The organism is Pseudoclavibacter soli DSM 23366, assembly GCF_000423505.1.
In the GTDB taxonomy this organism is placed as follows: Bacteria; Actinomycetota; Actinomycetes; order Actinomycetales; family Microbacteriaceae; genus Pseudoclavibacter_A; species Pseudoclavibacter_A soli.
The window spans coordinates 193,959-217,563 of the sequence record NZ_AUIC01000005.1 but is presented as its reverse complement, the minus strand read 5'-3'; the positions used below and the strand labels follow the sequence as shown (position 1 = coordinate 217,563).

Genomic DNA, 23,605 nt, shown 5'->3' with positions numbered 1-23,605 from the left:
TGCTGTTCACATGAACGAGCAGCAGCACGCAGACGATCTCGCCGCCTTCTGGGAGCACCGCTACGCCACGGCCGATCAGGTGTGGTCAGGGCGCGTGAACCCAGTGCTGGCCGAGGTGGCTGCCGATTTGCCTGCAGGCAGTGCTCTCGATTTGGGCTGCGGCGAGGGCGGCGATGCCGTGTGGCTGGCCCAGCACGGCTGGCAGGTGACCGGGGTCGACCTCTCGTCAACCGCAGTTGCACGCGGCGATGCGGCTGCTCGCCAGGCCGGCATCGAGGATGCTCAGCTGCAGCTGATCGCGGCCGATCTGTCGGTCTGGCGGCCGGCTGGTGACCAACAGTTCGATCTGGTGACAGCGTCGTATCTGCACTCTTGGTCGGCACAGATCGACCGGCCGGCGATTCTGCGGCGTGCGGCTGGCATGGTGGCGCCCGGAGGCCATCTGCTGATCACTGCACACGCCGAGCGGCCGCCGTGGGCCCGACAAGGCCATGATCACGGCGGGCACCAGCCTGCGCACGTCTTTCCAACACCCGAGTCAGACGTGTTCGATGCAGTCGGGGACGGTCAGGGTTGGCGTGCCGAAATCGCAGAAAAGCGCCCCCGACGCGCCACCGGCCCGAATGGTGAGACCGGCGAGTTGGTCGACAGCGTCGTGCTGCTCAAGCGTTCACTCTGATTCACGGGAGTGTGCGAGAATCGCTCGACCCGAGATCGGAGGTCACCATGAACCCGAGAGAACCGCATCGAAGAATTGCCGCCAAATATGTCGACCGGCTGCGCCGGAAGCATCCGCAGGCCGACGCGCAGACGCTGATTCGCATCCTTGATCGCCGCTATATCGCAGCGGTGGGCGTGGCCGGCGGGCTGATGACCGCAGGAACGGTGGCTGCCGGCGTGGCGCTGGCGCGCATCCCTGGGGCGAAGGGCACCGCCAAAGTGGCCACCAAGGCCACCGGGCGAGCAGCTTCGAGCTTGGCTCGCCGCCTCGGGAGCAACGCCGCGCGGGTGGGCGCAGCCAAGCTACTGCCCGCCGGGGATCGCCAGGCTCAGTTCGAGCTCACCCTGGTTTATCTGCTGGCGCTGGCCGAGCTGCACGAGGTCGAGCTCACGCAGGCGCGCGCCCGCGAGCTGGTGCACGGCATGAGCGACCAGCGCAGCTTTGGGCGGCGCATGGTTGCCAGCGCGCATGAGGTGTTTACTGCGTCATCCTGACGTGCGTGTCGGTGGCAGGCCATAGAGTGTGAGCACGTTCATGAGTCGCGACTGACAGTACCTGGCTGGTCGCGCGGCAACCCGTTCTACGGTGCGGGTGCCCCAGGGCAAGAACGGGCCCACGCAACCGCGTGTGCAAGCACCGACCGAGAGGTATGTCATGTCAACCAATCCCACCCCTTCGCGCCCGCTCGGCGAGCCCGCGCGCATTCGCACCGGCCTGCGAGTCTCGCAGCTGCCGGCTGCCCTCGCCGCCCGCGTCGACCAGCTGCTGCCCGGCCAAACGCTGCGCCTGACTGCAATGACCCGCACCACCGAACTCGGCTCTGCCGATGTGCGAGGGCCCGAGGCCAGCGACAGCCTCGCCACCCGCGACGCTCTTGTGGCAGACACACTCGGGCGCCTGCAGATCGCCGTGGGCATACCCCTCAGCGACGACGGCGAGACCACCGTGCAGTTTCGCACCCCGGTGCAGGGCGTTGATCTGCAGCGCTTTGCCTGGCACCTCGACGCCGATGAGCTTGATGCGCTGATTCGCTACGACCACTGGATTCCGCTGTCGCACGGCGTCTCTCATGCCTACCTCGATGAGCACCTGCCCGGTCTGAGTTGGGCCGAGATCGACCGTCTGCTGCAGTCGGCAGACCTCCGGTGGATCACGCCGAGCCGCCCCACCGATCGTTCGGTGCCGATGCTCGCCCGACGAGCCAATGCCTGCGCAGTGCACTTCAACTCGCCCGACGACTGGGCTGCCCAATGGAGCGACAGGTGGGTCACTGCGGCGCCACAGCGTCAGGGGTAGCGGCGCTCAGCGCCTACGCTCACCCCTCGAGCTGTTCGGCCAATTCGAGCCAGCGAGCCTCGAACTCATCGATCTCGGCACTGGTCGAGCGCCGCAGCGCGTCGATGCTCGCCAAGCCCGCAAAGTCACTCTGATCGGCGGCGGCAAGTTCGGCATCGACCTTGGTCAACGCAGCTCGCGCCTTCTCGAGCTTGCGCTCCAGTGCGCTCAGCTCTTTCTCGGCCGCGCGGCGCTCGGCGCCGCTGAGCCCCGACGTGTTTGCCTCTGTCTCGGTCGCGATGGATGCCCTACCGGCGCCCAGCGCATCCTGCGTACCCTGCCCACCGGCCCGAGACCCCGCAGCAGCGTCGAGACGCAGAAACTCGTCGACCCCGCCCGGCAGGTGCCGCAGCGTGCCGCCGATCAGCCCGTACTGGTCGTCGGTGACGCGCTCGAGAAAGTAGCGGTCGTGGCTGACCACGATCAGGGTGCCGCCCCACGCGTCGAGCACGTCTTCCATGGCGGCCAGCATGTCGGTGTCGAGGTCGTTGGTGGGCTCGTCGAGAATAAGCACGTTGGGCTCGTCGAGCAGGGTCAGCAGCAACTGCAGGCGGCGGCGCTGGCCACCACTCAGATCTCGCACGGGCGTCGACAGCTGCGCGCTCGAGAAGCCGAGGCGCTCAAGCAGCTGGCCTGGAGTGAGCTCTTCGTCGCCCACTCGATATGACGTGCGGATGCGCCCGATCACCTCGCGCACTCGGTCGTTGGCGATGTCGTCGAGCTCGTGCAGCTCTTGCGTGAGTTCGGCCAGGCGCACGGTCTTGCCGATCTTGATGCGGCCCTTGGTGATGACCGCGCTGCCCGACACCTCAGCGGCGGGCGAGACGCTGTCAGACGAGTGTGGCCCCGGGGCTGGCGGAAGGATCGCGGAGCGATCCGAGGGATACGAGTCTGATCGCGTCTCGCCCACCACTGGAAAGCTCTCGGCAGTGAGGCTCTCTCCCGGGCTGGCTGCCGCACGCCGCACCAGATCGAGCAGGGTCGACTTGCCGGCTCCGTTGGCGCCGAGCAGACCCACGCGATCGCCTGGCCCCAGCCGCCACACCACGTCGTGCAGCAGCGTCTCGCCCGAATAGCGCACGTCGACATCGAGCATGTCGATCACATCTTTGCCCAGGCGACTGGTGGCCATCGCCCGCAGCTGCACGGCGTCACGCACGGGTGGCACGTCGGCGATCAGCTCGTTGGCTGCCTCAATGCGAAACTTCGGCTTCGAGGTGCGCGCCGGCGCGCCACGGCGCAGCCAGGCGAGCTCTTTGCGCATCAGGTTCTGTCGCTTGGCCTCGATCGCCGCCGCCTGCCGATCGCGCTCGACACGCTGCAGAATGTACGCTGCGTACCCGCCCTCGAAGGGCTCGACGGTGCGGTCGTGCACCTCCCAGGTGTCGGTGGCCACCGCGTCGAGAAACCATCGGTCGTGCGTGACCATCACGAGCCCGCCAGCGTTTTTTGCCCAGCGATCGTGCAGGTGTCGGGCCAGCCAGGTGATGCCCTCGACATCGAGATGGTTGGTGGGCTCGTCGAGAAACAGCACGTCCCATTCCTGACGCAGCAGCGCTGCGAGCGCGACTCGCCGTCGCTGCCCGCCGCTGAGTTCGTCAACGTCGGCGTGCCAGTCGATGTCGGCGAGCAACCCATTGAGCACGTCGCGCACGCGCTGCTGAGATGCCCACTCGTGTTCGGGCAGATCGCCCACGACCGCCTCGGCCACGGTGTGCACTCCGGCGAAGTCTGGAGCCTGTGCCAGTACGCCCACGGTGATGCCTCCGCGGCGAGTGACCCGCCCACTGTCAGGGGTGATCTCGCCGGCGAGCAGCCGCAGCAGGGTGGTCTTGCCGTCGCCATTGCGGCCGACGATGCCGATGCGCTGCCCCTCTGAGAGCCCCAGCGACACGTCATCGAAGACGTCTTTCGTGGGATAGCTCAGACTGATGTGCTCGGCTCCGAGAAGATGTGCCATTCGTCGAGGATACCGCGGGGGGCTCGCATGGATGCGTCAGCAGCTCACTCCCCCGACGCGCGCAGGTCCCGGTCTGGCTCGGGTACCGGCTCGTCGCGCCCCGCGCGGGAGTGCCACACCCCATAGGAGAGGTAGAGCACCAGACCGATGACGAACCAGATGCCGGCCACAATCTGCGCGTCGACGTTGAGCCCGATGAACACGAACGCCGAGGCCAGCGCACCCAAGGCCGGCAGCACCGGGTAGAACGGCACCTTGAACGAGGCCTCGGGCAGATCGCGCCCCTCGCGGCGGCGCAGGGCGTAGACGCCCAGGCTCACGAACACGAAGGCGATGAGCGTGCCGGCAGACACCAGCTGCGACAGGAAGGTGAAGGGGAAGAACGCGCCGACGACGATGGTGATGATGGTGATCACCAGCAGTGCGCGGTTGGGCAGGTGCCGCTCGTTGAGCTGCCCGAGCCAGCCCGGCAGCAGCCGGTCGCGGCCGAACGAGTACAGAAGGCGCGAGCCGGCCAGCAGCATCCCGATCAACGCCGTGAACATGCCGACCACGGCGATCGTCTGCACAACCACGGCGATCACGGGATGCCCCGCGTTGCGCAGGGCGTAACCGATGGGCTCGGCCGAGGTGCCACCGTACACGCTGTAGTGGTTCATGCCGACCAGCACGAGCGACACGGAGACGAACAGCACCACCGCGATGCCCAGCGAGCCGAGGATCCCACGGGGCATGGTGCGCTGCGGATCTTTGGCCTCGGCGGAGTTGGCCGCGATGGAGTCGAAGCCGATATAGGCCAGGAAGATCATCGAGACGCCCGCGTAGATACCCTGCCAGCCGCCGAAGGCGGTGCCGTCGGCATTGACCTGGTAGTCGGGGATGAACGGCACGTAGTTCTCGGGATGCAGTGCGGTCACCCCCACGATGATGAACAGCGCGATGGCAGCGATCTTGAGCACCACCAGCACGTTCTGCACGCGGGCCGCGGCCGAGACTCCGCGTGAGAGCAGCGCGAACACGATGAGGATGGCCAGCACCGCGAACAGGTCGACGAAACCGCCGGAGGTGCCCATGGGGTTGGCGAGGTTGGTGGGCAGGGTGAGCCCCACCGTGCCGATGAGCCCCTGCAGGTTCGAGCTCAGCCCGCTGGCGACGAATGCCACGGCCAGCAGATACTCGGCCAGCAGCGCCCACCCGGCGATCCAGCCCCAGATCTCGCCGAAGACCACGTTGATCCAGGAGTAGGCCGATCCTGCGAAGGGCATCACCGAGGCCATCTCGGCATACGAGAAGGCCACCAGCCCGGCCACGATCGCCGCCCCGATGTATGAGAGCGCGACGGCAGGGCCGGTGTGCTGCGCGGCGACCTGCCCGGGCAGCGTGAAGATGGATGCCGAGACGATGGTGCCCACACCCAGCGCGAGGAAGTCTCGCACGCGCAGCACCCGGTTCAGATGGGCGTCCTTGCGCAGGTAGGTGGCGGGATCCTCGCGACGAAGGATGCGGCTGACCAGAGATGGCCGGTCTTCGGGAAGCGCCTCTGGCGTGGACTGCTGTGATGACATGGGAATGGTCCTTCTGCATTCTGGGTGCATTTGGTGTGAGCGGCGCCATGGATGCGCGGGACTGTCGTGGGCCCGGCGCGCCTCCGGTGCGCCGCACGCCCGATCACTGTCCTGGCTCCCGCACCGTCCGCTTGTGGTGGATCGGTGCACTGCGCGCACATGTCGGGGTGCTGCTTTGCACATACGACTCTAGTTCGCCACACGCTACTGCGGCGGTATCGACCCATCGGCCGATTCGTGTCGGTGGTGCATGCTTCGATGGACTCTAGGCAAGGCGTACCTGTGGCACCAACAGGCATTCGCCCACACGCCCATGCTCAGGTGATCAACACTGGTCGCGATCAGCACCGATGAACGCAAGATTCACCCGCGCGCGTCATACGCACGCTGGGCCTCGGCCACCGACGACATGTGCTGCACCGCCCATCCGCTGAGCACCTGCAGCGGGCCGAGCAGGTCGCGTCCGAGATCGGTCAGCTCGTACTCAACCCGCGGCGGCACCTCGGCGAACACCGTGCGTTCGACCAGCCCATCACGCTCAAGCGCCCGCAGCGTCTGCGTGAGCATCTTCTGCGACACGCCGTCGACTCTGGTACGCAGCTGAGAGAAGCGCAGCGCGCCATCGGCCAGCGACAGCAGCACGAGCACACTCCAGCGGTCGCCGATGCGATCGAGCAGGCGACGTGAGGGGCAGCCCGCATCAAACGGATCCCACTCGGGTTCAGGCATCTGCTCTCCTCGGGCTCGGCCAATGGATGCGCGCGCGGCTTGCACGTCACACAAGGTTACTTCAAGGTGCCTACTTTCCCAAAGTGACCATTGTCTCGTAAAGTGAGTCGCGCATCCGTTCGAATGCCCTCGAGATCGCACCCCGCGGCCTCACGTGGCGGGTGCCAGCGCACGAAAGGAACGCACATGACCAAGATCGTGATTCTCGGAGGCACCGGCTACGCCGGCAGCGCACTCGTCGCCGAGGCCGCCAAGCGCGGGCTCGACGTCACCTCGGTGAGCCGCAAGGCGCCCGAGCAGCCCATCGAGGGGGTGCACTATGTCACCGGCTCGGTGCTCGACGAGCAGTTTCTCAGCGACGCCGTCAAGGGTGCCGACGTCATCGTCTCGGCCCTGTCACCACGCGGGGCGCTCGCAGGCAAGCAGCGCGGCGTGCTCGCCGAGGTTGCGGCCCAGGCTGCGGCCGACGGCCAGCGCTTCGGTGTGATCGGCGGCGCCGGGTCGCTGCAGGTGACCGAGGGTGGGCCGCGCGTGGTCGACACCGACGGTTTTCCTGACGAGTTCAAGGCCGAGGCCAACGAGCTGGCTGCGGTGCTCGACGATCTGAAGGCCGGCTCGCCCGACCTCGACTGGTTCTTCATCAGCCCCGCCGGCGGCTTCGGCGGGCACAACCCCGGCCCCACCACCGGCACGTTCCGCATCGGCGGCGACGTGCTGCTGGTCGACGAGGCTGGCCAGTCGAACCTGAGCGCCGGTGACCTGGCGATCGCCGTGCTCGACGAGGTGGAGAAGCCCGAGCACAGCCGTCAGCGCTTCACCGTCGCATACTGATCGAGTGTCAGGCCTCGTCGTCGGCGTCGAGTACGTGGGCGCCGCGAGTGGGGCCTGACACCACCCGGGCGTCGTGACCCCGAGCCAGCATCGACTGGGCGAGGGCCGCGGCGCCATGTGCGCTGTCGGCGAGCAGAGCCACTGTGGGGCCCGAACCCGACACGATGCCGGCGAGCGCGCCGTGGCGCACCCCTGCGTCGATGGTCTGCTGCAGCTCGGGCAGCAGCGAAATGGCCGCCGACTGCAAGTCATCCTGCAGCAGCGGCGCGAGTGCATGGGCATCGCCTGAGGCCAGCGCTGTGACCACCGCTTCGGCGTGGGCCAGGGCTGGCTGCTCGGCACTTGCCTCGATCTCGCCAGCGGCGACCATTTCGTCGAACTTCGAGTAGACCGCCGGCGTACTGAGCCCGCCGCTGCGCGTGATCATCACCCAGTGAAAGGTGGGCGCGGCGATCACCGGCGCCAGACGGTCACCGCGGCCGGTGCCGATGCTGGTGCCGCCTCGCAGTGCAAAGGGAACGTCTGATCCGAGCTTTGCGGCGATGCGCGCCAGCTGCGCTTTCGGCACGTCGAGGCGCCAGAGCTTGGCGAGAGCCACCAGCGTGCCTGCCGCGTCAGCCGAGCCACCGGCCATGCCCCCGGCGATCGGCACTCGTTTGCGCACCGCGATCGAGGCGGTGAGGCGCTCTGGCGAGTTGTCGGTCAAAAACGGGGTGGCCTCGGCCGCCAACAGGCGACCGGCACGCAGCACCAAGTTGTCATCGGTGACCGGCATGGGCCGACCGCCCCGAAAACTCAGCTGCCACTCTGGCGACCAGGCCACCGTGACGTCTTCATACAGCTGCACGGCGTGATAGACGCTCACGACCGGATGGTAGCCGTCGTCGCCGCACTCACCCACCGCCAGCAACAGGTTGACTTTGCCGGGCGTTCGCGTGGTGATCGACGGCGATGCGGGGTGCATGCAACGAGTCTAGCCGCGTGCTGCAACACTCCGGACCGAATGCTTGTCTGTGCAAGGAATACTGTCACCCACAGTATGGTTGCACCCGTTGTGAAAAGCATCGGATTCCTCTCTTTCGGGCATTACCAGCCCGTGCCCGGCTCTCGCGTGCGCACCGCATCTGACGTGCTGCTGCAGTCAATCGATCTGGCGGTGGCCGCCGAAGAGATCGGCGCTGACGGCGCGTACTTCCGCGTGCACCACTTTGCTCGCCAACTGGCTTCTCCTTTTCCCCTGCTGGCTGCCGTCGGCGCGCGCACCAAGCGCATCGAAATCGGCACCGGCGTGATCGACATGCGCTACGAAAACCCGTTCGCCATGGCCGAAGACGCCGCGGCCGCCGATCTGATCAGCGGCGAGCGACTGCAGCTGGGCATCAGCCGAGGGTCGCCCGAGCCGGCCGACCGTGGGTATGAGTCATTCGGGTATGTGCCCGCCGAGGGCGAGAGCGACGCCGACCTGGCTCGCGGCCATGCCACCCAATTCATGGCCGCCATCCAGGGTGCCGGTGTGGCCACCAGCGACCCGCGCACCAGCGGTGTGCGCCAGCCACTGCCGATCATGCCGCAGTCGCGCACCCTGCACGAGCGCATCTGGTGGGGCTCGGGCACCCGGGGCAGTGCAGCCTGGGCTGCCGAGCAGGGCTACAACCTGATGAGCTCGACGCTGCTGACCGAAGACACCGGCGTGCCGTTCCACGAGCTGCAGGCCGAGCAGATCCGCGTCTACCGCGAGGCCTGGGCGCAAGCCGGCTGGAAGCGCACGCCGACCGTCTCAGTCAGCCGCAGCATCCTGCCGATCACCGCTGACGAAGACCGACGATACTTCGGCGGCGGCCAGCGCGATGACGAAGATCAGGTGGGCTACATCGACGCCGAGACGATCGCCCGCTTCGGCAAGAGCTACACCGGCGAGCCCGACCAGCTGATCGCCGATCTGGCCACAGACACCGCCGTGGCTGAGGCCGATCATCTGCTGCTGACGGTGCCGAATATGCTCGGCGTCGAATACAACACTCGACTGCTGCAGACGGTGCTCGAAGATATCGCGCCGGCGCTCGGCTGGCGATGACGACCGAAATGTCGTTGCGTGCGTACCGCGAATCCGATGCACCCGAGACCTTCGATGTGTGCGTGCGGGCGATTCGGCAAACGGCAAGTCATGATTACACGGCGCAGCAAGTCGAAGCGTGGTCAGGCGTTGACCGCGACTTGGGCGTGTGGAATCGAGCACGAGCCACGGCAAACACTCAGGTGGCGCAGATCGACGGCCGAGTGGTCGGATTCACCGATGTCGATGAGCACGGGTACATCGACATGTTGTTCGTCGAACCGCGAGACGTTCGCAAGGGGGTCGCATCGGCGCTGTTGGCGTGGGCGGCGGAAACGGCCCGAGCAGCGGGCGCGACACAGCTGAGCACGCACGCGAGCATCACGGCCCGAGCGTTCTTCGAGGCACGCGGTTTCGTCGTGGACGAGCAAAGAGCGCCGATCGTTCGCGGTGTCTCGCTGACCAATTTCGCGATGTCGCGTCAGCTCTAGCCTGGCGTTCGGTCTGACGGTCACGGGCATCCTCAACTATCCCTGCGGCGCCCCGCCATCGCCCCGCCATCTTTTTCTCACGCCACTTGCCGCGAAAAGAGCTCAAACACGGCAAATGTTGTGGGATGTTGGCGCGGGACTGCCCCGAGCCGACACATGCCGTGAGAACCGGCTCAGGCTTCACTCCCGAGGCCTGCATACGCTTTCCGCCAACGATTCCGTGCGCGTTCGTAGCGCTTGCGTGCCGCGGTAGGGTTCAGGCCGACCACGGCACCGGCCTGCTGCACTTGCAACTCGTCCCAGACGACAAGTGTCAGCAGTTCCTGATCAGCAGATGAGAGGGTGGGCAAGGCTCGCAGCACTTGGTTGATCTGTTCGTTGCGCGACGCAACCTCGGCGACGTCGCTGATCTCGCCTACCAGCACTTCGCGCAATGCATCATCGATCTCGAGCCGCCGTACACTCTTGCGCAAATGGCTCGAGCGCACGTTTCGCGCGATTCCAAAAGCCCATGCCCGCCGTTCATCCGCCGAGATCGGCAGCTGCGTAAACCGCTCGTACATGATCAGTGCGGTGTCGGCCGCGCAGTCGACCGCCGCATGTGCATCGGGGATGCGTCGGGCGAAATACCGCACGAGATCTGGCAGAAGGGCGGCCATCAAGTCATCGAACTCTTGATCCGCACCGGATGCCCCACTGCGGCCGTTCGCCCTGCTCACGCGCGTGCTCGATCGAGAATGGCCTGGTCATACCCTGAGTATCGCTGCGCGTCCTCGGCGACTGCTGCTCGGTCTCCGTCCAGAGCGGCCTGCCCGACAGCGCGGATATGGTCAATGACTCCGCCGCCGTCAGACGATGCAGCGGCCTGCCACTGCATCGGGTCAGTCAGCACTTCGGCAGCACGCTGCTCACGAGCGGTATCACCGACGGCGTTCGCGTCAAGCCACTCTCGCATCCAGGCGTATCTTGCGGCACCCTCGAAGTTGTAGAGAATCGAGGTCCTCTGCACCATCGCTCCTCCGCTCGGACGCAAGTAGCCTGCAGCAGCTTCAGCGAAAGCCTGTGTGTCATAACCGTCTGGCAGAACGACCTCTGATGGCCACTGCGCGGCGGCATAGTCCAGATAGTCTGCCGCTCCGGTATCGATGTACTCGCTCGTGTCTTCTTCGGTCGAGGTCGCGGGGCTGCCGAACCATCCGGTCTGTGCGAGCAACCCGCTGCCGACCGCCGCAGTCGGCGCACCAACTCCAACCGCCGCCAATGCGACCACAGCCCAGAAGCGCCGACTGCGACCATGCCCACGGCCAGACGCAGTTTGAGCTGCAGAAGACTGAGCCTGGCGCAGCAACTGGTGCACGGCATCCTGCCCAATAACAGCAGCTGCAGCCGGATCGACAGACCTCAGCTCGCGCTCCAGATCGTCGCCGGTCATCTCACCTGGTGTCGCATTCATGAATTCTCCCTTGGCTGTCATTGTCTCAAGTGCCCACACGTTGCAAGTCACTCGTTCCTTCACTGAGTACATGTCGCGGGAGCGCAAAACGTGACAGGCCGCCACCCAGACCTCACTAGGCTTGACGCATGCCCATTCTCGACGTGCACGGCCTCGACGACCCTCGCCTTGACGAGTTCGCCCGGCTCACCGATTCGGCTCTGCGCAAACGCATCGACAGCGAGCGGGGTCTGTACTTGGCCGAGTCGAAGTTCGTGTTCGAGCGCGCGCTCGCCGCGGGTCACCAGCCGAGGTCGGTGCTGGCCGAGCGCAGTGCCGTGCCCGAGATCGAGTTTCTGCTGGCCGCTGCCGGCCAGGGCGATGCGCAGCGAGCACAGGCCGGTCTGGCACCCATCCCGGTGTTTACCGGGGCTGAAGAAGATCTCGCCGCCCTCACCGGCTTCGAGCTGCATCACGGTGTGATCGGCTGCATGAACCGGCCAGCGCCGCTCGACGCCGAGACCGTCATCGCCCAAGCTGCCGCAGCGCCGAACAGCCGCATCGTGATCGTCGAGGGCGTGGTCGACCCCACCAACGTCGGGCTGATCTTTCGTTCGGCGGCCGGCCTCGGCGCCGACGCGGTGCTGCTCACCCCGCACACCGCCGATCCGCTGTATCGCCGTGCGGTGCGCATGAGCATGGGCACGGTGCTGCAGGTGCCGTGGGCGCATACCGGTGGATGGCGCAGTCTCGCCCCGCTGCTGCACTCCGCCGGGTTTCATGTGGCTGCCCTGGCGCTTGACGAGCGCGCGGTCACCCTCGATGCCTTCGCCAAGCAGGTGCACTCGGCATCAGCAGGCAACCGTCTCGCCCTGGTGCTCGGTTCAGAAGGATACGGCGTATCTGAGGCGTGCCTGCGCACGGCCGACACGCTGGTCGAGATTCCGATGAGCAATGGCGTCGACTCGCTGAATGTCGCGGCAACCAGCGCCGTGGCGATGTGGGCGCTGCGAGCCTGAGCCGGTTCGGTCGCCACCCGCTCAGCGAGTGTGCAGAAGAACGGCCTACACCCACCTCGGTAGGCAGCTTTTCTGCACACTCGATGGGGCCGGGGCTTCGAGCCGGGTCAGTCAGCGAGAACGCGACCAATCGCCACGAACTCGGCGAGCCCCAGACGCTCAGCACGCTCCCCCGGGTCGACGCCAGCGGCACGCAGCAGGTCTTCGGCCGCTGCCGGACTGCCAGCAAGCCCAGCCAACGACTGCCGCAGTGTCTTGCGGCGCTGCGCGAACGCCGCGTCAACCACACGAAAGACGTTGCGCCGCAGAGCCTCGTCGCCAGGCCTGGCATCGGGCGCCACGATGTCGCCGGCCAGCAACCCGCTGGTCACATTCGGTGCCGGCCAAAACACGTGTTTGCCCACCGACCCGGCGAGCGACCACTGCCCGTACCAAGCCGCTTTGACACTCGGCACGCCATAGACCTTGCTGCCCGGCGCGGCCGCAACACGATCGGCGACCTCAGCCTGCACCATGACCAGCACACGGCGAATGCTCGGAAAGGTCTCGAGCAGATGCAGCACAATCGGCACCGCCACGTTATACGGCAGGTTCGCGACCACTGCCGTTGGGCCTCCGGCAGACTCGCCATCTCGGGCTGCAGCCCATTGGGCCTCGCCGACCTTTGCCGCATCCCCCGGAATAATGCGCACCCTGCGCCCGGGCGCCTGTCGGGCGATGGTGGCCGGCAGCGCTGCGGCAAGCCCTGCGTCGAGTTCGATCACCGTGACATCGTCAGCCACCTCGAGCAGCCCCAGGGTGAGCGAGCCGAGCCCCGGCCCCACCTCGAGCACACGATCGTCGGCACGCACATTGGCCGCGGCGACGATGCGCCGAATGGTATTGGGGTCGATCACGAAGTTCTGGCCGAGCTTTTTGGTCGGGGTGATGCCGTGGCGCGCAGCCAGCTCGCGCACCTGCGCCGGCCCCAACAGCTGCACGTCGTCGCTCATGCCCACGCTCCGTAGACGCGCTCGGTGTTGGCGACGATCTGGTCGCAGAACTCGTCGAGTGGCAGCGCGAGGTGCTCTGCCACGAACCGCACCGTGTTCGGCAGCAGGTAGGGAGCGTTCGGGCGCCCGCGGTAGGGCATGGGAGTCAGGTACGGCGCGTCGGTCTCAACGAGCACGAGGTCGCGGGGCAGCTCGCGCAGCCCGGCCCGCACCCCTTCGGCGTTCTTGAACGTGACCGTGCCCGAGAACGAGGCATACCAGCCGTGCTCGGCACACACGCGCCCCAGTTCGGCGTCACCCGAGAAGCAGTGAAAAACCGTGCGCTCGGGCGCGCCAACACGCAGCAGCGTGGCCACGACCTCGGCGTGAGCGTCGCGGTCGTGAATCTGCAGCGCGATGTCGTGGGCCTTCGCGATCTCGATGTGCTGCTCGAACGAGCGCACCTGTGTGTCGAAGTCGGCCGACTCGGTGTAGTGAAAGTCGAGGCCGGTCTCGCCGACCACGCGCACCCGATCGCGCGCGGCAAGTGCGTCGAGCGCGGCAATCGCATCGTCAAGCATTCCTGCTGCGGCATACGCCGGCACTTCATTCGGGTGGATGGCCACACCCGCAAGCATGCGCCGGTCGCGTTCGGCATGCTCTGCCGCCCACCGTGATGTGGCGAGCGTGGTGCCGGCCTGAACGATGCCGCGCACGCCCACAGCCTCAGCAAGGTCGAGCTGCGCAATCCAGTCTGCCGGGGCGTTCAGTGCGTCGGCTCCCGGACGCGTATGCGGGTCTTCGCTCGACTCTGGCACCACGTCGATCAGGGGCGGCTCGATATGCGTGTGGTTGTCGTAGACGGCGATCGGCAACGGCTCGCCAGCCGGCGGATAGCTGTGGTCGCGGTGCTTGTGACTCATGTGCGCGACCCTAGTGCTGCGGCACCGGGGTCTCGGGCACCGTTGAGGCATCGACCCGCGGAAACAGCGGTTCGATCGCGTGCACGGTGTCGAGCGCCACGCGCTGCCACTCGGCGGCCTCGGTGACGATCACGTCGCGCACGTCGCCGGTGGCCAGCGAACTCCACAGCTGCGCGGTGGCCTTGGGCATCACCGGAGACAGCAGCACGGTGAGAGCGCCGAGCGCGTGCCACGCGGTGTGCAGAATCGTCGCCAGGCGCTCGCGGTCACCCGACTTGGCCACGGCCCAGGGCTCCTGCTCAGTGATGTAGCCGTTGAGCGCGTCAACGATGCGCCAAATCTCGGCGAGCGCCTCGTTGATCTTGAACTCGGCGAAGTGCGCATCGGCAATCGTGGGCACCGCCTCGACCAGCTCGACGATCACGCGATCGGCCGCACTCAGCTCGCCGGCCTCAGGCACGGCGCCGTCGAAGTAACGCTCGATCATGGCCAGCACACGCGAGGCGAGGTTGCCATAGCCGTTGGCGAGCTCAGACTCGTAGCGGCTGGCGATGTCCTCCCACGAGAACGAGCCATCGTGGCCGAAGCTGATCGCTCGCATGAAGTAGTAGCGGAAGGCATCTGACCCGAACACGTCGGTGATCTGGGTGGGAGCGATGCCAGTGAGCTTCGACTTGCTCATCTTCTCGCCGCCGACCAGCAGCCAGCCGTGGCCGAACACGTGCTTGGGCAGCTCGAGCCCGGCCGCCAGCAGCAGTGCCGGCCAGATCACGGCGTGAAAACGCAAAATGTCTTTGCCGACCAGGTGCACCTGCGCAGGCCAGCGACGGGCGAACGCCTCGTCGTCTTGCCCGTAGCCGACGGCGGTGATGTAGTTGAGCAGCGCGTCGATCCAGACATAGAGCACATGCGACTCATCCCAAGGCAGCTTGATACCCCAGTCGAAGCTCGAACGTGAGATCGACAGGTCAGTGAGCCCCTGGCGCACGAACGAGACAACCTCGTTGCGTGCGCTCGCCGGCTGCACGAACTCGGGATGCTCTTCGTAGAGTTTCAGCAGCTGAGGGCCGAACTCGCTCATCTTGAAGAAGTAGTTCTTCTCTTTGAGCAGTTCGACCGGCTTCGAATGGATGGCGCACACCTTTTGGCCGGCAAACTCGCCTTCGCCGTCGACCAGGTCGCTCTCTTGCTTGTACTCTTCGCAGCCGACGCAGTAGAACCCCTCGAACTCGCCGGTGTAGATGTAGCCGCGATCGTACAGGCGCTGCAGAAACACCTTGACGTTCTCTTCATGGCGTTCGTCGGTGGTGCGAATGAAGTCATCGTTGCTGATGTCGAGGGTTGCCAGCAGCGGCTTCCAGGCGTTCTCGACCAGGCGGTCGGCCCACTGCTTAGGGGTCACCTCGTTGGCTGTGGCGGTGCGCAGAATCTTCTGACCGTGCTCATCGGTGCCGGTCAGCAGCCAGGTGTCGTCTCCGCGTTGCCGGTGCCAACGGGCGAGCACGTCAGCAGCGACCTCGGTGTAGCCGTGCCCGATGTGCGGCACGTCATTGACATAGAAGATCGGCGTGGTGATGAAGAAGGAGTCGCGCTCAGCCATGGCCACCATTGTACGTGCCGGGCTCAGAGCGCGTGCGGCGACGCGATCGAGTGCTCGTCTGGCGCAGCGAGGTCGCTGCCGAGCTGCACCACATGGTTGTGGTCGTCGACGTGCACCACTTTGGGAGTGAATGCTTTGGCCTCGGCTGGCTCGCCCTGCGCATAGGCCATGATGATGACCAGATCGCCCGGCGCAACCAAGTGCGCGGCCGCTCCGTTGATGCCGATGACCCCGCTGCCAGCTTCACCCTCGATGGCGTAGGTGATCAGCCGATTGCCGTTGGCGATGTCGACCACGTGCACCTGCTGCCCCGGAAAGATGCCGGAGGCATCGAGCAGCTCGCGATCGATGGTGATCGACCCGACATAATCGAGGTCGGCGTGAGTGACCGTCGCCCGGTGAATCTTGGAGGCGATGAACGTGACGAGCATCAGGCCATTCTACGCCGCTGGAGCCCGGGAACATAGACTGGAGCCATGACCTCGACGACTCCGACCCCTGCGGCCGGCCAGCCTGCCGTGCGCCTGCGTGCAGCGGCCTTCACCGTTGTGGCACCCACGCTCTGGCTCGGCCTCATTCTCGCCATCTCGTTCATCGAGGCGCCGCTGAAATTTCAGGCACCGGGCATCACCATTCCGCTCGGGCTCGGCATCGGCCGACTTGTGTTCACCGCACTCAACGCCTGCGAGATCGCACTCGCCCTGGTCACCGTGATCGCGCTGTTGATTGCCCGCCGTCACGAGGCGGTGCAGGCACTTGACGCCCGCCGACTGACCGGCACACTCGTCGCGGGTGTGGCCGTGCTGGTGGTCAAAGTGGGCGTGGTGCGTCCGTTGTTAAACCACCGCAGCGATGTGATCGTCGCCGGCGGCGACCCGGGCCCTTCATCACTGCATGCCGTCTACGTGGGCCTCGAATGCCTGCAGGTGCTGCTGCTCATCGTCACCATCGTGTTCGCCGTGCGCCTGCTCATCGCGGCGGCACGTGCCACCGCCACACCCACCTCATCGGAAGGCTCCGCCCATGTCTGACCGCCCCGTCGCCACCGAACGCCTGCTCGTCACCGATGTGCGCCCCTACGGTGAGGCGCCTGCCGATCTGCTCATCAACGGTGGCCTGATCGCCGGGGTGTTCGACCCGGTGTTGCGCCCCGCAGTGTTGGCTGACGCTGCCCCCGACCGTGTGGTCGACGGCCACGGCCTGATCGTGTTGCCGGCGTTCATCGATCTGCACGTGCACCTGCGCGAGCCCGGCGGCAGCGACCAAGAGACCATCGAGACCGGCCTGGCGGCTGCAGCTGCTGGCGGGTTCTCTGATGTGTTCGCAATGGCCAACGTCAGCCCCGTCACCGATTCGGTCGAACGCGTCGCATGGATGTCGGAGCGCGCCCGTGCCGCATCTCTCGTGCGCACCCACCCGGTTGGTTCGATCACGCTGGGGCTCGCCGGAACAGAGCTCATACCCATCGACGACCTGGTCGACGCTGGAGTGACGCTGTTCTCCGACGACGGACGCTGCGTCGACGATGCCGGGCTGGTCGCCCAGGCGCTGACCCGCGCCGCCGATCGGGGTGTGACCATCGCGCAGCACTCGCAATTGCACGATCTGGCTGGCAGCGGTCAGATCAACGCTGGTTTCGCCGCCGAAGCCACGGGGCTCGACGCCTGGCCGGTCAGCGGTGAGGCCGCGGTCATCGCCCGCGACGCCGTGATCGCCGCCGAGACCGGCGGGCATCTGCACGTGTGCCATCTGTCGACTCGTCGCAGCGTCGAGGTGGTGCGTCAGGCCAAAGCCTTGGGCTGGCCGGTGAGCGCCGAAGTCACCCCGCATCATCTGCTGCTCACCGACGAGCTGGCCGCCACAGCTGCACCCAAGTTCAAGGTAAACCCGCCGCTGCGCTCAGCCGACGATGTGCAGGCGCTGCGCGAGGCGCTGCGCGACGGCACCATCGACACGGTGGGCACCGATCACGCCCCACACACCACAGCAGCGAAGTCATGCGGCTGGAGTGAGGCGGCATTCGGTCTTACCGGCCTCGAAACCGCGCTCTCTGTTGTGGCCCATGCCACCGCCCAGCACGGTGTGGTCGACTGGCGGCTGATCACCCGGGCGATGCACGACGCACCGGCGCGCATCGGTCATGTCGAGACTGCGGTGGATGCGCAAGTGCGCGCTGGAGACCCGGCGACCCTGGTATTCATCGATGAACACCCGACCGGCCCGATCGCTGGTGCTGAACAACGCACAAAGGCTGACAATACTCCGTTTGAAGGAGTCACACTGCCTTGGTCGATCGCGGCCACGCTCATCGACGGAGTGGCGGTGCACGGGGCACTCTAGGCCTCAGCATCAGAACTCTCTCGACCGGTGGTAGTTCTTCAGCAGAAAGCACCCGCTGAAACCGGCGATGCGCATGGTGCCACTCTCTCCTCGGGCAGAGACGGCGATGAGCATGTCGTCAGAGCTTCGTTTGAGGTAGATGACTTCGGTCTTGCCCTCTGGCTGGCCGGGGCTGACCGACCAACCTTCGATGTCGGCGAAGTGGTCGCCGATATCGTTCATCAGCTGAATCACGTCGACCGTGTCGGCGTCGAAGGTCACATTGCTGGTAAACGGCCAAGAATGAAGATCTTCATCGCCTCGACAGCCGAAGAGATTGCGCTCTTCTTTGGTCTGCCGGAATTCGAGCGCAGAATCTCGTGGAGTCAACGAGAGCACCTCGTCTTCGACTGCCTTCAGCTCACGCTTGGCCTCGAACAGGGTGCGCTGCCGAGACGTCTCGACGAAGACCTGCATTTCGGCATTGGCCGAGGCACGCGCCGCAGCATACTCTGGGCTCAGCAAAGCACAGCCGCCACAGAACAGCGCCACCACGAGGGTGCCGACTGCAAGAGTTGTTCTGATCATTTTGCCCTCCTCGCGGACTCCACCTCTTTGATCGCTCGTACCACGGCATCGAGCGGCTGCTGATTGGTCTCTGGCCCCTCAGTGATGCGGTTGTGCGCGTCGATTGCGCTGTCTCCTGCGACCCTCGGATAGAAATGGTGTTCGAAGACTTCAGCCGTGGCGACCGTCGGCAATGCCGGCCTCAGCGAGTCGAGTGCATCTGGCACGAGCAGATCGCCCACCTCGTTATGCACATCGAGCACCAAAATGGCATCGCCGGCATAGTTATGACTCGAATATCGCGTGTCAGCAGCCGGCTGCCACTGCGCGGGAGCATAGGCGCCGCCGAGTGCCACCTGCAGGTCATAGTGGGCGCCGGCTCGCTCGGCGTACAGCTGCGCGGTGACGCCGGCGCTGTGACCGATGCCGACCTGCAGTGCATCGGCGAGCTTGGGCTCGAGCTGCACGACTTGTTGAAAGCGCGCGATGCCCACGCCATAGAGCGCCAAATATGTGGCGTTGAGATTCGACCGAGTGGTCCAGTTGATCCAGGGGCCGTCTTTGTACACGAATGCCACGGTGCCGGGGTTGGTGTGCTCGTCGGCGAGGTATTCGCTTGCTTGCTGATGCCATCCGCTGACGAACCCGTCAAGATCTGCACCGGTGCCCGGCACGTATGTGACCACGCGACGCACTTCAGCCGAGAGGTCGCCGATGACCTCGATAATGCGATCACCCGTCGGGTCGAACAGGCACACTTGGGTCTCACCGCGAATGATCGCATCGAGATAGGTGACGTCGATCTGCTGTGCAAGTTCATCACGATGCTGCTGCACGTAATGACGGTTGGCGAGGATTCGATCGATCATCGGAATGCCGTCAAGATTGCGCACAATCTCAGGGTGCGTTTCGAGAACGTCTGCTCTGACCTCAAAGGGCAGCTGCTGCCAGAGTGCACTCACCTGAGTAGGGTCGGCGGCCAGCGCAGCGAACGCAGAGCGAAGTGCTGAAGCGTCGTGCTGCCACCCATAGAGGGCCATGGCCACCGCTCGCCTGCCACTGGTCGATGAAGGCCAAGGCGCGTCGAGCAACGGAATGCTCTCAAGCGCTCTTCGCGTGCGTGCATCGAGTGCCTCGCGCTCAGCCTGCAGCTCGCTCCAACGCCGCACCTGGCGCGTGATCTCAGTGCCGAGCGCCGCATGCTCTTGCTGCCTCTCGGCTGCCTGTGCAGCGTCGAGGCTCGAGGCGCGATGCAGCTGCACGATGGCCCGTTCAGAAACTGCCTGAGCCACCGCCCGCCTGCAGCTGCGCGCTTGGCGGTCGAGATCGTCTACGCTCTGTTGATACCCCTGCAGCACGGTCGCTGCCTGAGCGCATGCTGCGACGAGCCGGTGAGCCAACTGCAGTGGGGCCGCAAGCAGCTCGCTGAGCCGCCGGCAGCTGACGGTCTGCTGACGATCGATCAGCGACCTCGCGAGCTGTGTGGCGGTCGCAACCGACGGCAGCCCAGCTGCGTGATGATGCAGCCGTTGGGCCAGCACCCTCATGGCGACGACATCGCCTCGACCTGGATCTCGGCCGAGGAGCGGCAGGTTGCCTGTCATGGGCGCAAGCCTGACCAGCGCAGCCGATCGGCGGCCAGCCCCGCGGTTTCGTCGGCTGCGATAAGACCGACTGCGATGCGCTGTGCCCCAGTCTCGCCCAGTTGCAGGCACTCGATGATCGCGGTCGCTGCAGCTTCACACACCTGCATCACCTGTCTGAGGGCGTGGGCGACGGCTGGCGCTCCCACTTCTGGTGCCGAGACCGCAGTTGAGCGGCATAACGCGAGCAGATCAGAATGCTGTGCGCCTTCGCGCAGTCGACCAGCTGCGCTGCGCACCTCGGTCGTGTCGAGACTTAGTGCCGTAGCCATGGATCAGCCGATCTTGGCGGCCAGGTCGTGATCGACCTGTTCAAGCGCAGCTGAGGTCTGTGTGAGATAGCGCCCCAGCTCGGTCAGCCCCTCCATTGCCTGGCGCGACCCCGTGACGAATCGCTCACTGGCAGTGTGAAAGCGACCCGAGGCGTGTTGCGTGACGAACCCCTGACTCACCAGATCGCCGATGAGTGATCGCGCCTGTTCGAGCGCGGTGACGATGGATTCTTTGGTGGCCTCGAGCCGTGCTGCTGCACCGCGCAGATCGTCGTAAGAAACTGAGAGTGACGTCGCCATGTCGCCTCCGTGAATTCGGGGAAGCACCCCCGCGGTGCCTCCGATGCATTCACGCTACGAGAACTGCAAACACCTCACTATTTTCTCCACAGAGTTATCCACAGCCTCACCGAGCTGCGCGCCGCTGCAGCACCAGCTCGTACAGCGCTCGTCGGCTCACGCCGAACTGCTGCGCCACCTGAGCCGACGCATCCTTCAATCGTGCGCCTTGGTCGACCAGCGCAAGCACCGCATCCACATGGTCTTCTGGCTCCGCCGCACGTGCGGGCGCACCCCCGACCACCACCACAACCTCGCCGCGCACGCCCTCAGCCGCCCACTCGGCGAGTTCGCCGAGGGCGCCGCGCTTCGTCTGCTCGAAGCGTTTGGTCAGCTCGCGGCTCAGGCTGGCCGGGCGCTCGACGCCGAACACCTCAGCCATGCTCGCCAACGACTCAGCCACCCGAAGTGGCGAATCGAAGAACACCATCGTGCGCGTCTCGTCGACGAGCGCCCGCCACAGTCTCGTGCGCTCGTTCGGCCGTCGCGGCACGAACCCTTCGAACGAGAATCGATCGGTCGGCAGCCCCGAGACCGCGAGCGCGGTGAGCACTGCCGAGGGCCCAGGAATCGCCTGCACCTCGACATCGGCGTCACGAGCCGCAGCCACCAGCTGATAGCCCGGGTCGCTGACGGTGGGCATGCCAGCGTCGCTGACCACGAGTACATCGCCAGTGCGCGCCAGCTGTAGCAGCTCGTCGATGCGCTCGCGCTCGTTGTACTCGTGCATGCTGACCATGCGCGGCCGGTTGCTCACGCCAAGCGAGCTCAGCAGATGCAGGGTGTTGCGAGTATCTTCGGCGGCAATAACCTGCGCCTGCTCGAACGCCTCGATCAGCCGGGGCGACGCATCAGAGAGGTTGCCAATCGGCGTGCCCGCGAGAATGATCATGTGTTCAGCGTAGTCGGCGCCCCATCGGCCACTGCCACAGAGTCGGCATCACCCTGCCGTCGATCGACGACCGTGGTGCCCGACAGCCATCCGCTGAGCCCCCGGGCGCCGGGCACGGCCCACAACCCGACCAGCGACGCCACAACCAGTGTCCACGCGGCGCGAGCAGCCCATCCTGCCGAAAGATCGCCCCAAATCATCTGCGCCGCATCAAGCAGCGACAGCGCACCAAGAGCACCTGAGCCGGTGAGAAAGCGCACTGGCCGCCCCAACCAGGCCGGCAGCCGCCCAGCGCGCCGAGTGCGCAGCAGCACGGCCCAGTCGCCGAAGGTTCCGCCGGTGACGAGCACCCAGCCCAGCTGCACGATGAGCGGCAGCCCCCAGACGACGAACACGAACACCACACGCCCGCGGCCTTCGAGCGCGTCGGGCGCAATCACCGCGAGCGCCATCTGCACAGCCAACGAGGTGACCGCTGGCACGAGCACCACGAGCATGCCGTCGCAGACCATGCCGACGAAGCGTCGCCACCGCGTGACTGGGCGTGGAGCGCTGCTGCGGGTGCGTGACGCCGGAGCCACGAAGGCCAGTGCGACCAGCGAACCGATCAGCGCGCCGAGCGTGTTGGCCGCCAGATCGTCGACGTCGAACACGCGGTAGGCGCAGGGGTACAGCCCCCACACTCCGGTCAGCTGCGTGGTCTCGATGATTGCCGAGACCGTCAGGCCGATGCCAGTGGCAGCAAACCAGCCCAGGCGGTGCCGCACTCGCAGCAGAAACCCGAGCGGCAAGAACAACACGACGTTGAGCGCCACCTGCCACACGGCCATGCTGCGGGCCAGATCGCGCAGGCCGCTTGCCTGTCGCACGGCGGCGATCAGGTCGTGCGCCGGCTGCAATTGCACCCCGCGACAGACATAGTCGGTGCTCGCCGGCAGTGGCAGCAGGGTGTAGCAGATGAGTGCGGCGGCATAGACCGCGCTGGCCGCCCAGCCCAACACCCACCATGCTCCCATGCGGCCACGGGCGCGGTAGCTGATAATCACGAAGGGGATGAACAGCACCGCAGCAGCGGTGAGGCCGAGCACGATCGCCAGCAGCGCCTGTGTGGGCTGCAGCACTGCGGTGCTCATGCGGTTCGACCTGCGCTGACTCGGGCCGCAATGCCGTCGACGAACAAGTCGACACCCAACGCGAAATCACCCGGCAGCTGCCCGGCCGCAACCTCGGCTTGGCCGGCAAAGGCATGGTGGATCGCCGGCGCAGCTGGCACACTCACCCCCAGCTGTTCGGCTTGGTTGCGTTGCTGCTCGTGCTGCACCGACCCCAAGATGAAATGCAGCACCGCCTGCGCGGCAGCCGCCGCAGTGTCGTCGTCGCAACCGGCGGCGACAACGGCCTCGTGCAGATGTCGGGTGGGCACCGCGTCGCCGAGTCCGAGGGCGAGCGTGCTGGCGACCACCTCGGCCCCATCGCGGTGGGCGAGCAGCGCCTGCCGCAACCACACCGCCTCAGCGCGCAGCAGATCACCCCATCGGGCTTGGTCTGGTGCGGCGTTCGCGGCAAACCCGAAGCCGGCGAGCACCTGAGCGCGCTCAGGGCGGTCGCGGGTGATCCAGTCAGAGACCGCTGCCAGCAGCGCCTGTTTGCTCTCGAAGTGCCAATAGAGCGCAGAGGGCTGAATCTGCAGACTGGTGGCCAGACGCCGCATGGTCAGATCGGCCAGCCCGAAGCGGTCGAGCAGATCGACCGCCGCGGCGAGCACGTCGGCACGGCGGTGTCGGCCGGTGCGTGCGCGGGGGTTGTCGGAATCCACGAAGACAGTCTACCGAGACTGTGAGATCCTGAACAATGTTCAGGTGAACAGCGTTCAGGTAATGTGAGATCATCGGTCACGTCGACCGATCCGGCCTGCCTCCGGCGGCCGAGCGCACACCCCTAGG

26 protein-coding genes and 1 riboswitch are annotated in these 23,605 nt (G+C 66.1%); of the genes, 9 read left to right on the top strand and 17 right to left on the bottom strand.

The window, feature by feature from the left end:
* Positions 1-10 precede the first annotated feature (10 nt).
* The 3 genes from G557_RS0106190 (at position 11) to G557_RS13935 (ending at position 2,017) form a co-directional block, all read left to right on the top strand.
* Positions 11-679, top strand: coding sequence for a class I SAM-dependent methyltransferase (locus G557_RS0106190; RefSeq protein WP_028245355.1), 669 nt, complete (start codon positions 11-13; stop codon positions 677-679).
* Between the two features lie 47 nt (positions 680-726).
* On the top strand, positions 727-1,215 hold the full coding sequence (locus G557_RS12115; RefSeq protein WP_028245354.1) for a hypothetical protein: 489 nt from the start codon (positions 727-729) through the stop codon (positions 1,213-1,215).
* A 36-nt stretch (positions 1,216-1,251) separates the two neighbouring features.
* Positions 1,252-1,363, top strand: a riboswitch (SAM riboswitch).
* A 12-nt stretch (positions 1,364-1,375) separates the two neighbouring features.
* Positions 1,376-2,017, top strand: coding sequence for a hypothetical protein (locus tag G557_RS13935; protein WP_028245353.1), 642 nt, complete (start codon positions 1,376-1,378; stop codon positions 2,015-2,017).
* Between the two features lie 19 nt (positions 2,018-2,036).
* Here the strand turns inward: G557_RS13935 and G557_RS0106175 are convergent, their stop codons facing one another.
* The 3 genes from G557_RS0106175 to G557_RS0106165 all read right to left on the bottom strand — a co-directional run bounded on the left by G557_RS0106175 (position 2,037) and on the right by G557_RS0106165 (position 6,310).
* Positions 2,037-4,016, bottom strand: coding sequence for an ABC-F family ATP-binding cassette domain-containing protein (locus G557_RS0106175; RefSeq protein ID WP_028245352.1), 1,980 nt, complete (start codon positions 4,014-4,016; stop codon positions 2,037-2,039).
* Between the two features lie 44 nt (positions 4,017-4,060).
* The gene (locus tag G557_RS0106170) at positions 4,061-5,581 is read right to left on the bottom strand and encodes an APC family permease (RefSeq protein WP_051224758.1); all 1,521 of its coding nucleotides are present in this window, start codon (positions 5,579-5,581) and stop codon (positions 4,061-4,063) included.
* 363 nt (positions 5,582-5,944) lie between these two features.
* Complete coding sequence (locus G557_RS0106165; RefSeq protein WP_028245350.1) at positions 5,945-6,310, bottom strand: winged helix-turn-helix transcriptional regulator; 366 nt, start codon at positions 6,308-6,310, stop codon at positions 5,945-5,947.
* A 186-nt stretch (positions 6,311-6,496) separates the two neighbouring features.
* Here G557_RS0106165 and G557_RS0106160 point away from each other — a divergent pair, with 186 nt between their 5' ends.
* Entirely contained in the window at positions 6,497-7,141 is a 645-nt protein-coding gene (locus G557_RS0106160) for an NAD(P)-dependent oxidoreductase (RefSeq protein WP_028245349.1), read from the top strand.
* A gap of 7 nt (positions 7,142-7,148) precedes the next feature.
* On the opposite strand, the gene G557_RS0106155 is transcribed toward G557_RS0106160, so the two are convergent.
* Positions 7,149-8,105 (bottom strand): 4-(cytidine 5'-diphospho)-2-C-methyl-D-erythritol kinase, encoded by a 957-nt coding sequence (locus tag G557_RS0106155; protein ID WP_028245348.1) that lies wholly within the window; start codon positions 8,103-8,105, stop codon positions 7,149-7,151.
* A 90-nt stretch (positions 8,106-8,195) separates the two neighbouring features.
* Here G557_RS0106155 and G557_RS0106150 point away from each other — a divergent pair, with 90 nt between their 5' ends.
* Both G557_RS0106150 and G557_RS0106145 read left to right on the top strand, forming a co-directional pair.
* Positions 8,196-9,215 carry an LLM class flavin-dependent oxidoreductase gene (locus G557_RS0106150; protein WP_028245347.1) on the top strand — a complete coding sequence of 340 codons (1,020 nt, stop codon included), beginning with the start codon at positions 8,196-8,198 and terminating at the stop codon, positions 9,213-9,215.
* On the top strand, positions 9,212-9,685 hold the full coding sequence (locus tag G557_RS0106145; RefSeq protein WP_028245346.1) for a GNAT family N-acetyltransferase: 474 nt from the start codon (positions 9,212-9,214) through the stop codon (positions 9,683-9,685). The genes G557_RS0106150 and G557_RS0106145 overlap by 4 nt, the downstream gene beginning before the upstream one ends.
* A 173-nt stretch (positions 9,686-9,858) precedes the next feature.
* Here G557_RS0106145 and G557_RS12110 read toward each other — a convergent pair whose 3' ends face one another.
* Both G557_RS12110 and G557_RS0106135 read right to left on the bottom strand, forming a co-directional pair.
* Positions 9,859-10,404, bottom strand: coding sequence for an RNA polymerase sigma factor (locus G557_RS12110; protein WP_156877093.1), 546 nt, complete (start codon positions 10,402-10,404; stop codon positions 9,859-9,861).
* Entirely contained in the window at positions 10,401-11,138 is a 738-nt protein-coding gene (locus G557_RS0106135; RefSeq protein WP_156877092.1) for a hypothetical protein, read from the bottom strand. Before G557_RS0106135 ends, G557_RS12110 begins: the two co-directional genes overlap by 4 nt.
* Positions 11,139-11,266: 128 nt before the next feature.
* Between G557_RS0106135 and G557_RS0106130 the strand changes: the two genes are divergently transcribed.
* Positions 11,267-12,136, top strand: coding sequence for a TrmH family RNA methyltransferase (locus G557_RS0106130; RefSeq protein WP_028245344.1), 870 nt, complete (start codon positions 11,267-11,269; stop codon positions 12,134-12,136).
* A gap of 107 nt (positions 12,137-12,243) precedes the next feature.
* On the opposite strand, the gene rsmA is transcribed toward G557_RS0106130, so the two are convergent.
* Genes rsmA through panD form a run of 4 tightly spaced genes read right to left on the bottom strand, consistent with a single transcriptional unit; the run spans position 12,244 to position 16,061 of the window.
* The gene (gene rsmA / locus G557_RS0106125) at positions 12,244-13,128 is read right to left on the bottom strand and encodes a 16S rRNA (adenine(1518)-N(6)/adenine(1519)-N(6))-dimethyltransferase RsmA (protein WP_028245343.1); all 885 of its coding nucleotides are present in this window, start codon (positions 13,126-13,128) and stop codon (positions 12,244-12,246) included.
* Positions 13,125-14,030, bottom strand: coding sequence for a TatD family hydrolase (locus G557_RS0106120; protein WP_051224754.1), 906 nt, complete (start codon positions 14,028-14,030; stop codon positions 13,125-13,127). The genes rsmA and G557_RS0106120 overlap by 4 nt, the downstream gene beginning before the upstream one ends.
* Positions 14,031-14,040: 10 nt before the next feature.
* On the bottom strand, positions 14,041-15,630 hold the full coding sequence (metG, locus tag G557_RS12105; RefSeq protein WP_036961524.1) for a methionine--tRNA ligase: 1,590 nt from the start codon (positions 15,628-15,630) through the stop codon (positions 14,041-14,043).
* Between the two features lie 23 nt (positions 15,631-15,653).
* Positions 15,654-16,061, bottom strand: a complete 408-nt coding sequence (gene panD, locus G557_RS0106110; protein ID WP_028245341.1) for an aspartate 1-decarboxylase — start codon at positions 16,059-16,061, stop codon at positions 15,654-15,656.
* A 45-nt stretch (positions 16,062-16,106) separates the two neighbouring features.
* Here panD and G557_RS0106105 point away from each other — a divergent pair, with 45 nt between their 5' ends.
* Complete coding sequence (locus G557_RS0106105) at positions 16,107-16,661, top strand: hypothetical protein (protein ID WP_028245340.1); 555 nt, start codon at positions 16,107-16,109, stop codon at positions 16,659-16,661.
* Positions 16,654-17,970, top strand: a complete 1,317-nt coding sequence (locus G557_RS0106100; RefSeq protein ID WP_028245339.1) for a dihydroorotase — start codon at positions 16,654-16,656, stop codon at positions 17,968-17,970. The genes G557_RS0106105 and G557_RS0106100 overlap by 8 nt, the downstream gene beginning before the upstream one ends.
* A gap of 9 nt (positions 17,971-17,979) precedes the next feature.
* Here the strand turns inward: G557_RS0106100 and G557_RS0106095 are convergent, their stop codons facing one another.
* From G557_RS0106095 to G557_RS12095, 7 genes are all read right to left on the bottom strand, one after another.
* Positions 17,980-18,537, bottom strand: coding sequence for a hypothetical protein (locus G557_RS0106095; RefSeq protein ID WP_028245338.1), 558 nt, complete (start codon positions 18,535-18,537; stop codon positions 17,980-17,982).
* On the bottom strand, positions 18,534-20,120 hold the full coding sequence (locus G557_RS0106090; RefSeq protein WP_028245337.1) for a hypothetical protein: 1,587 nt from the start codon (positions 20,118-20,120) through the stop codon (positions 18,534-18,536). Before G557_RS0106090 ends, G557_RS0106095 begins: the two co-directional genes overlap by 4 nt.
* Positions 20,117-20,431, bottom strand: coding sequence for a hypothetical protein (locus G557_RS0106085; protein WP_028245336.1), 315 nt, complete (start codon positions 20,429-20,431; stop codon positions 20,117-20,119). The genes G557_RS0106090 and G557_RS0106085 overlap by 4 nt, the downstream gene beginning before the upstream one ends.
* Positions 20,432-20,434: 3 nt before the next feature.
* Entirely contained in the window at positions 20,435-20,731 is a 297-nt protein-coding gene (locus G557_RS0106080) for a WXG100 family type VII secretion target (RefSeq protein WP_036961520.1), read from the bottom strand.
* A gap of 106 nt (positions 20,732-20,837) precedes the next feature.
* The gene (gene rsmI, locus G557_RS0106075) at positions 20,838-21,662 is read right to left on the bottom strand and encodes a 16S rRNA (cytidine(1402)-2'-O)-methyltransferase (protein WP_028245334.1); all 825 of its coding nucleotides are present in this window, start codon (positions 21,660-21,662) and stop codon (positions 20,838-20,840) included.
* Complete coding sequence (locus G557_RS12100; RefSeq protein ID WP_051224752.1) at positions 21,659-22,795, bottom strand: VanZ family protein; 1,137 nt, start codon at positions 22,793-22,795, stop codon at positions 21,659-21,661. The genes rsmI and G557_RS12100 overlap by 4 nt, the downstream gene beginning before the upstream one ends.
* Positions 22,792-23,478, bottom strand: a complete 687-nt coding sequence (locus tag G557_RS12095) for a TetR family transcriptional regulator (protein ID WP_051224750.1) — start codon at positions 23,476-23,478, stop codon at positions 22,792-22,794. Before G557_RS12095 ends, G557_RS12100 begins: the two co-directional genes overlap by 4 nt.
* Positions 23,479-23,605 lie beyond the last annotated feature (127 nt).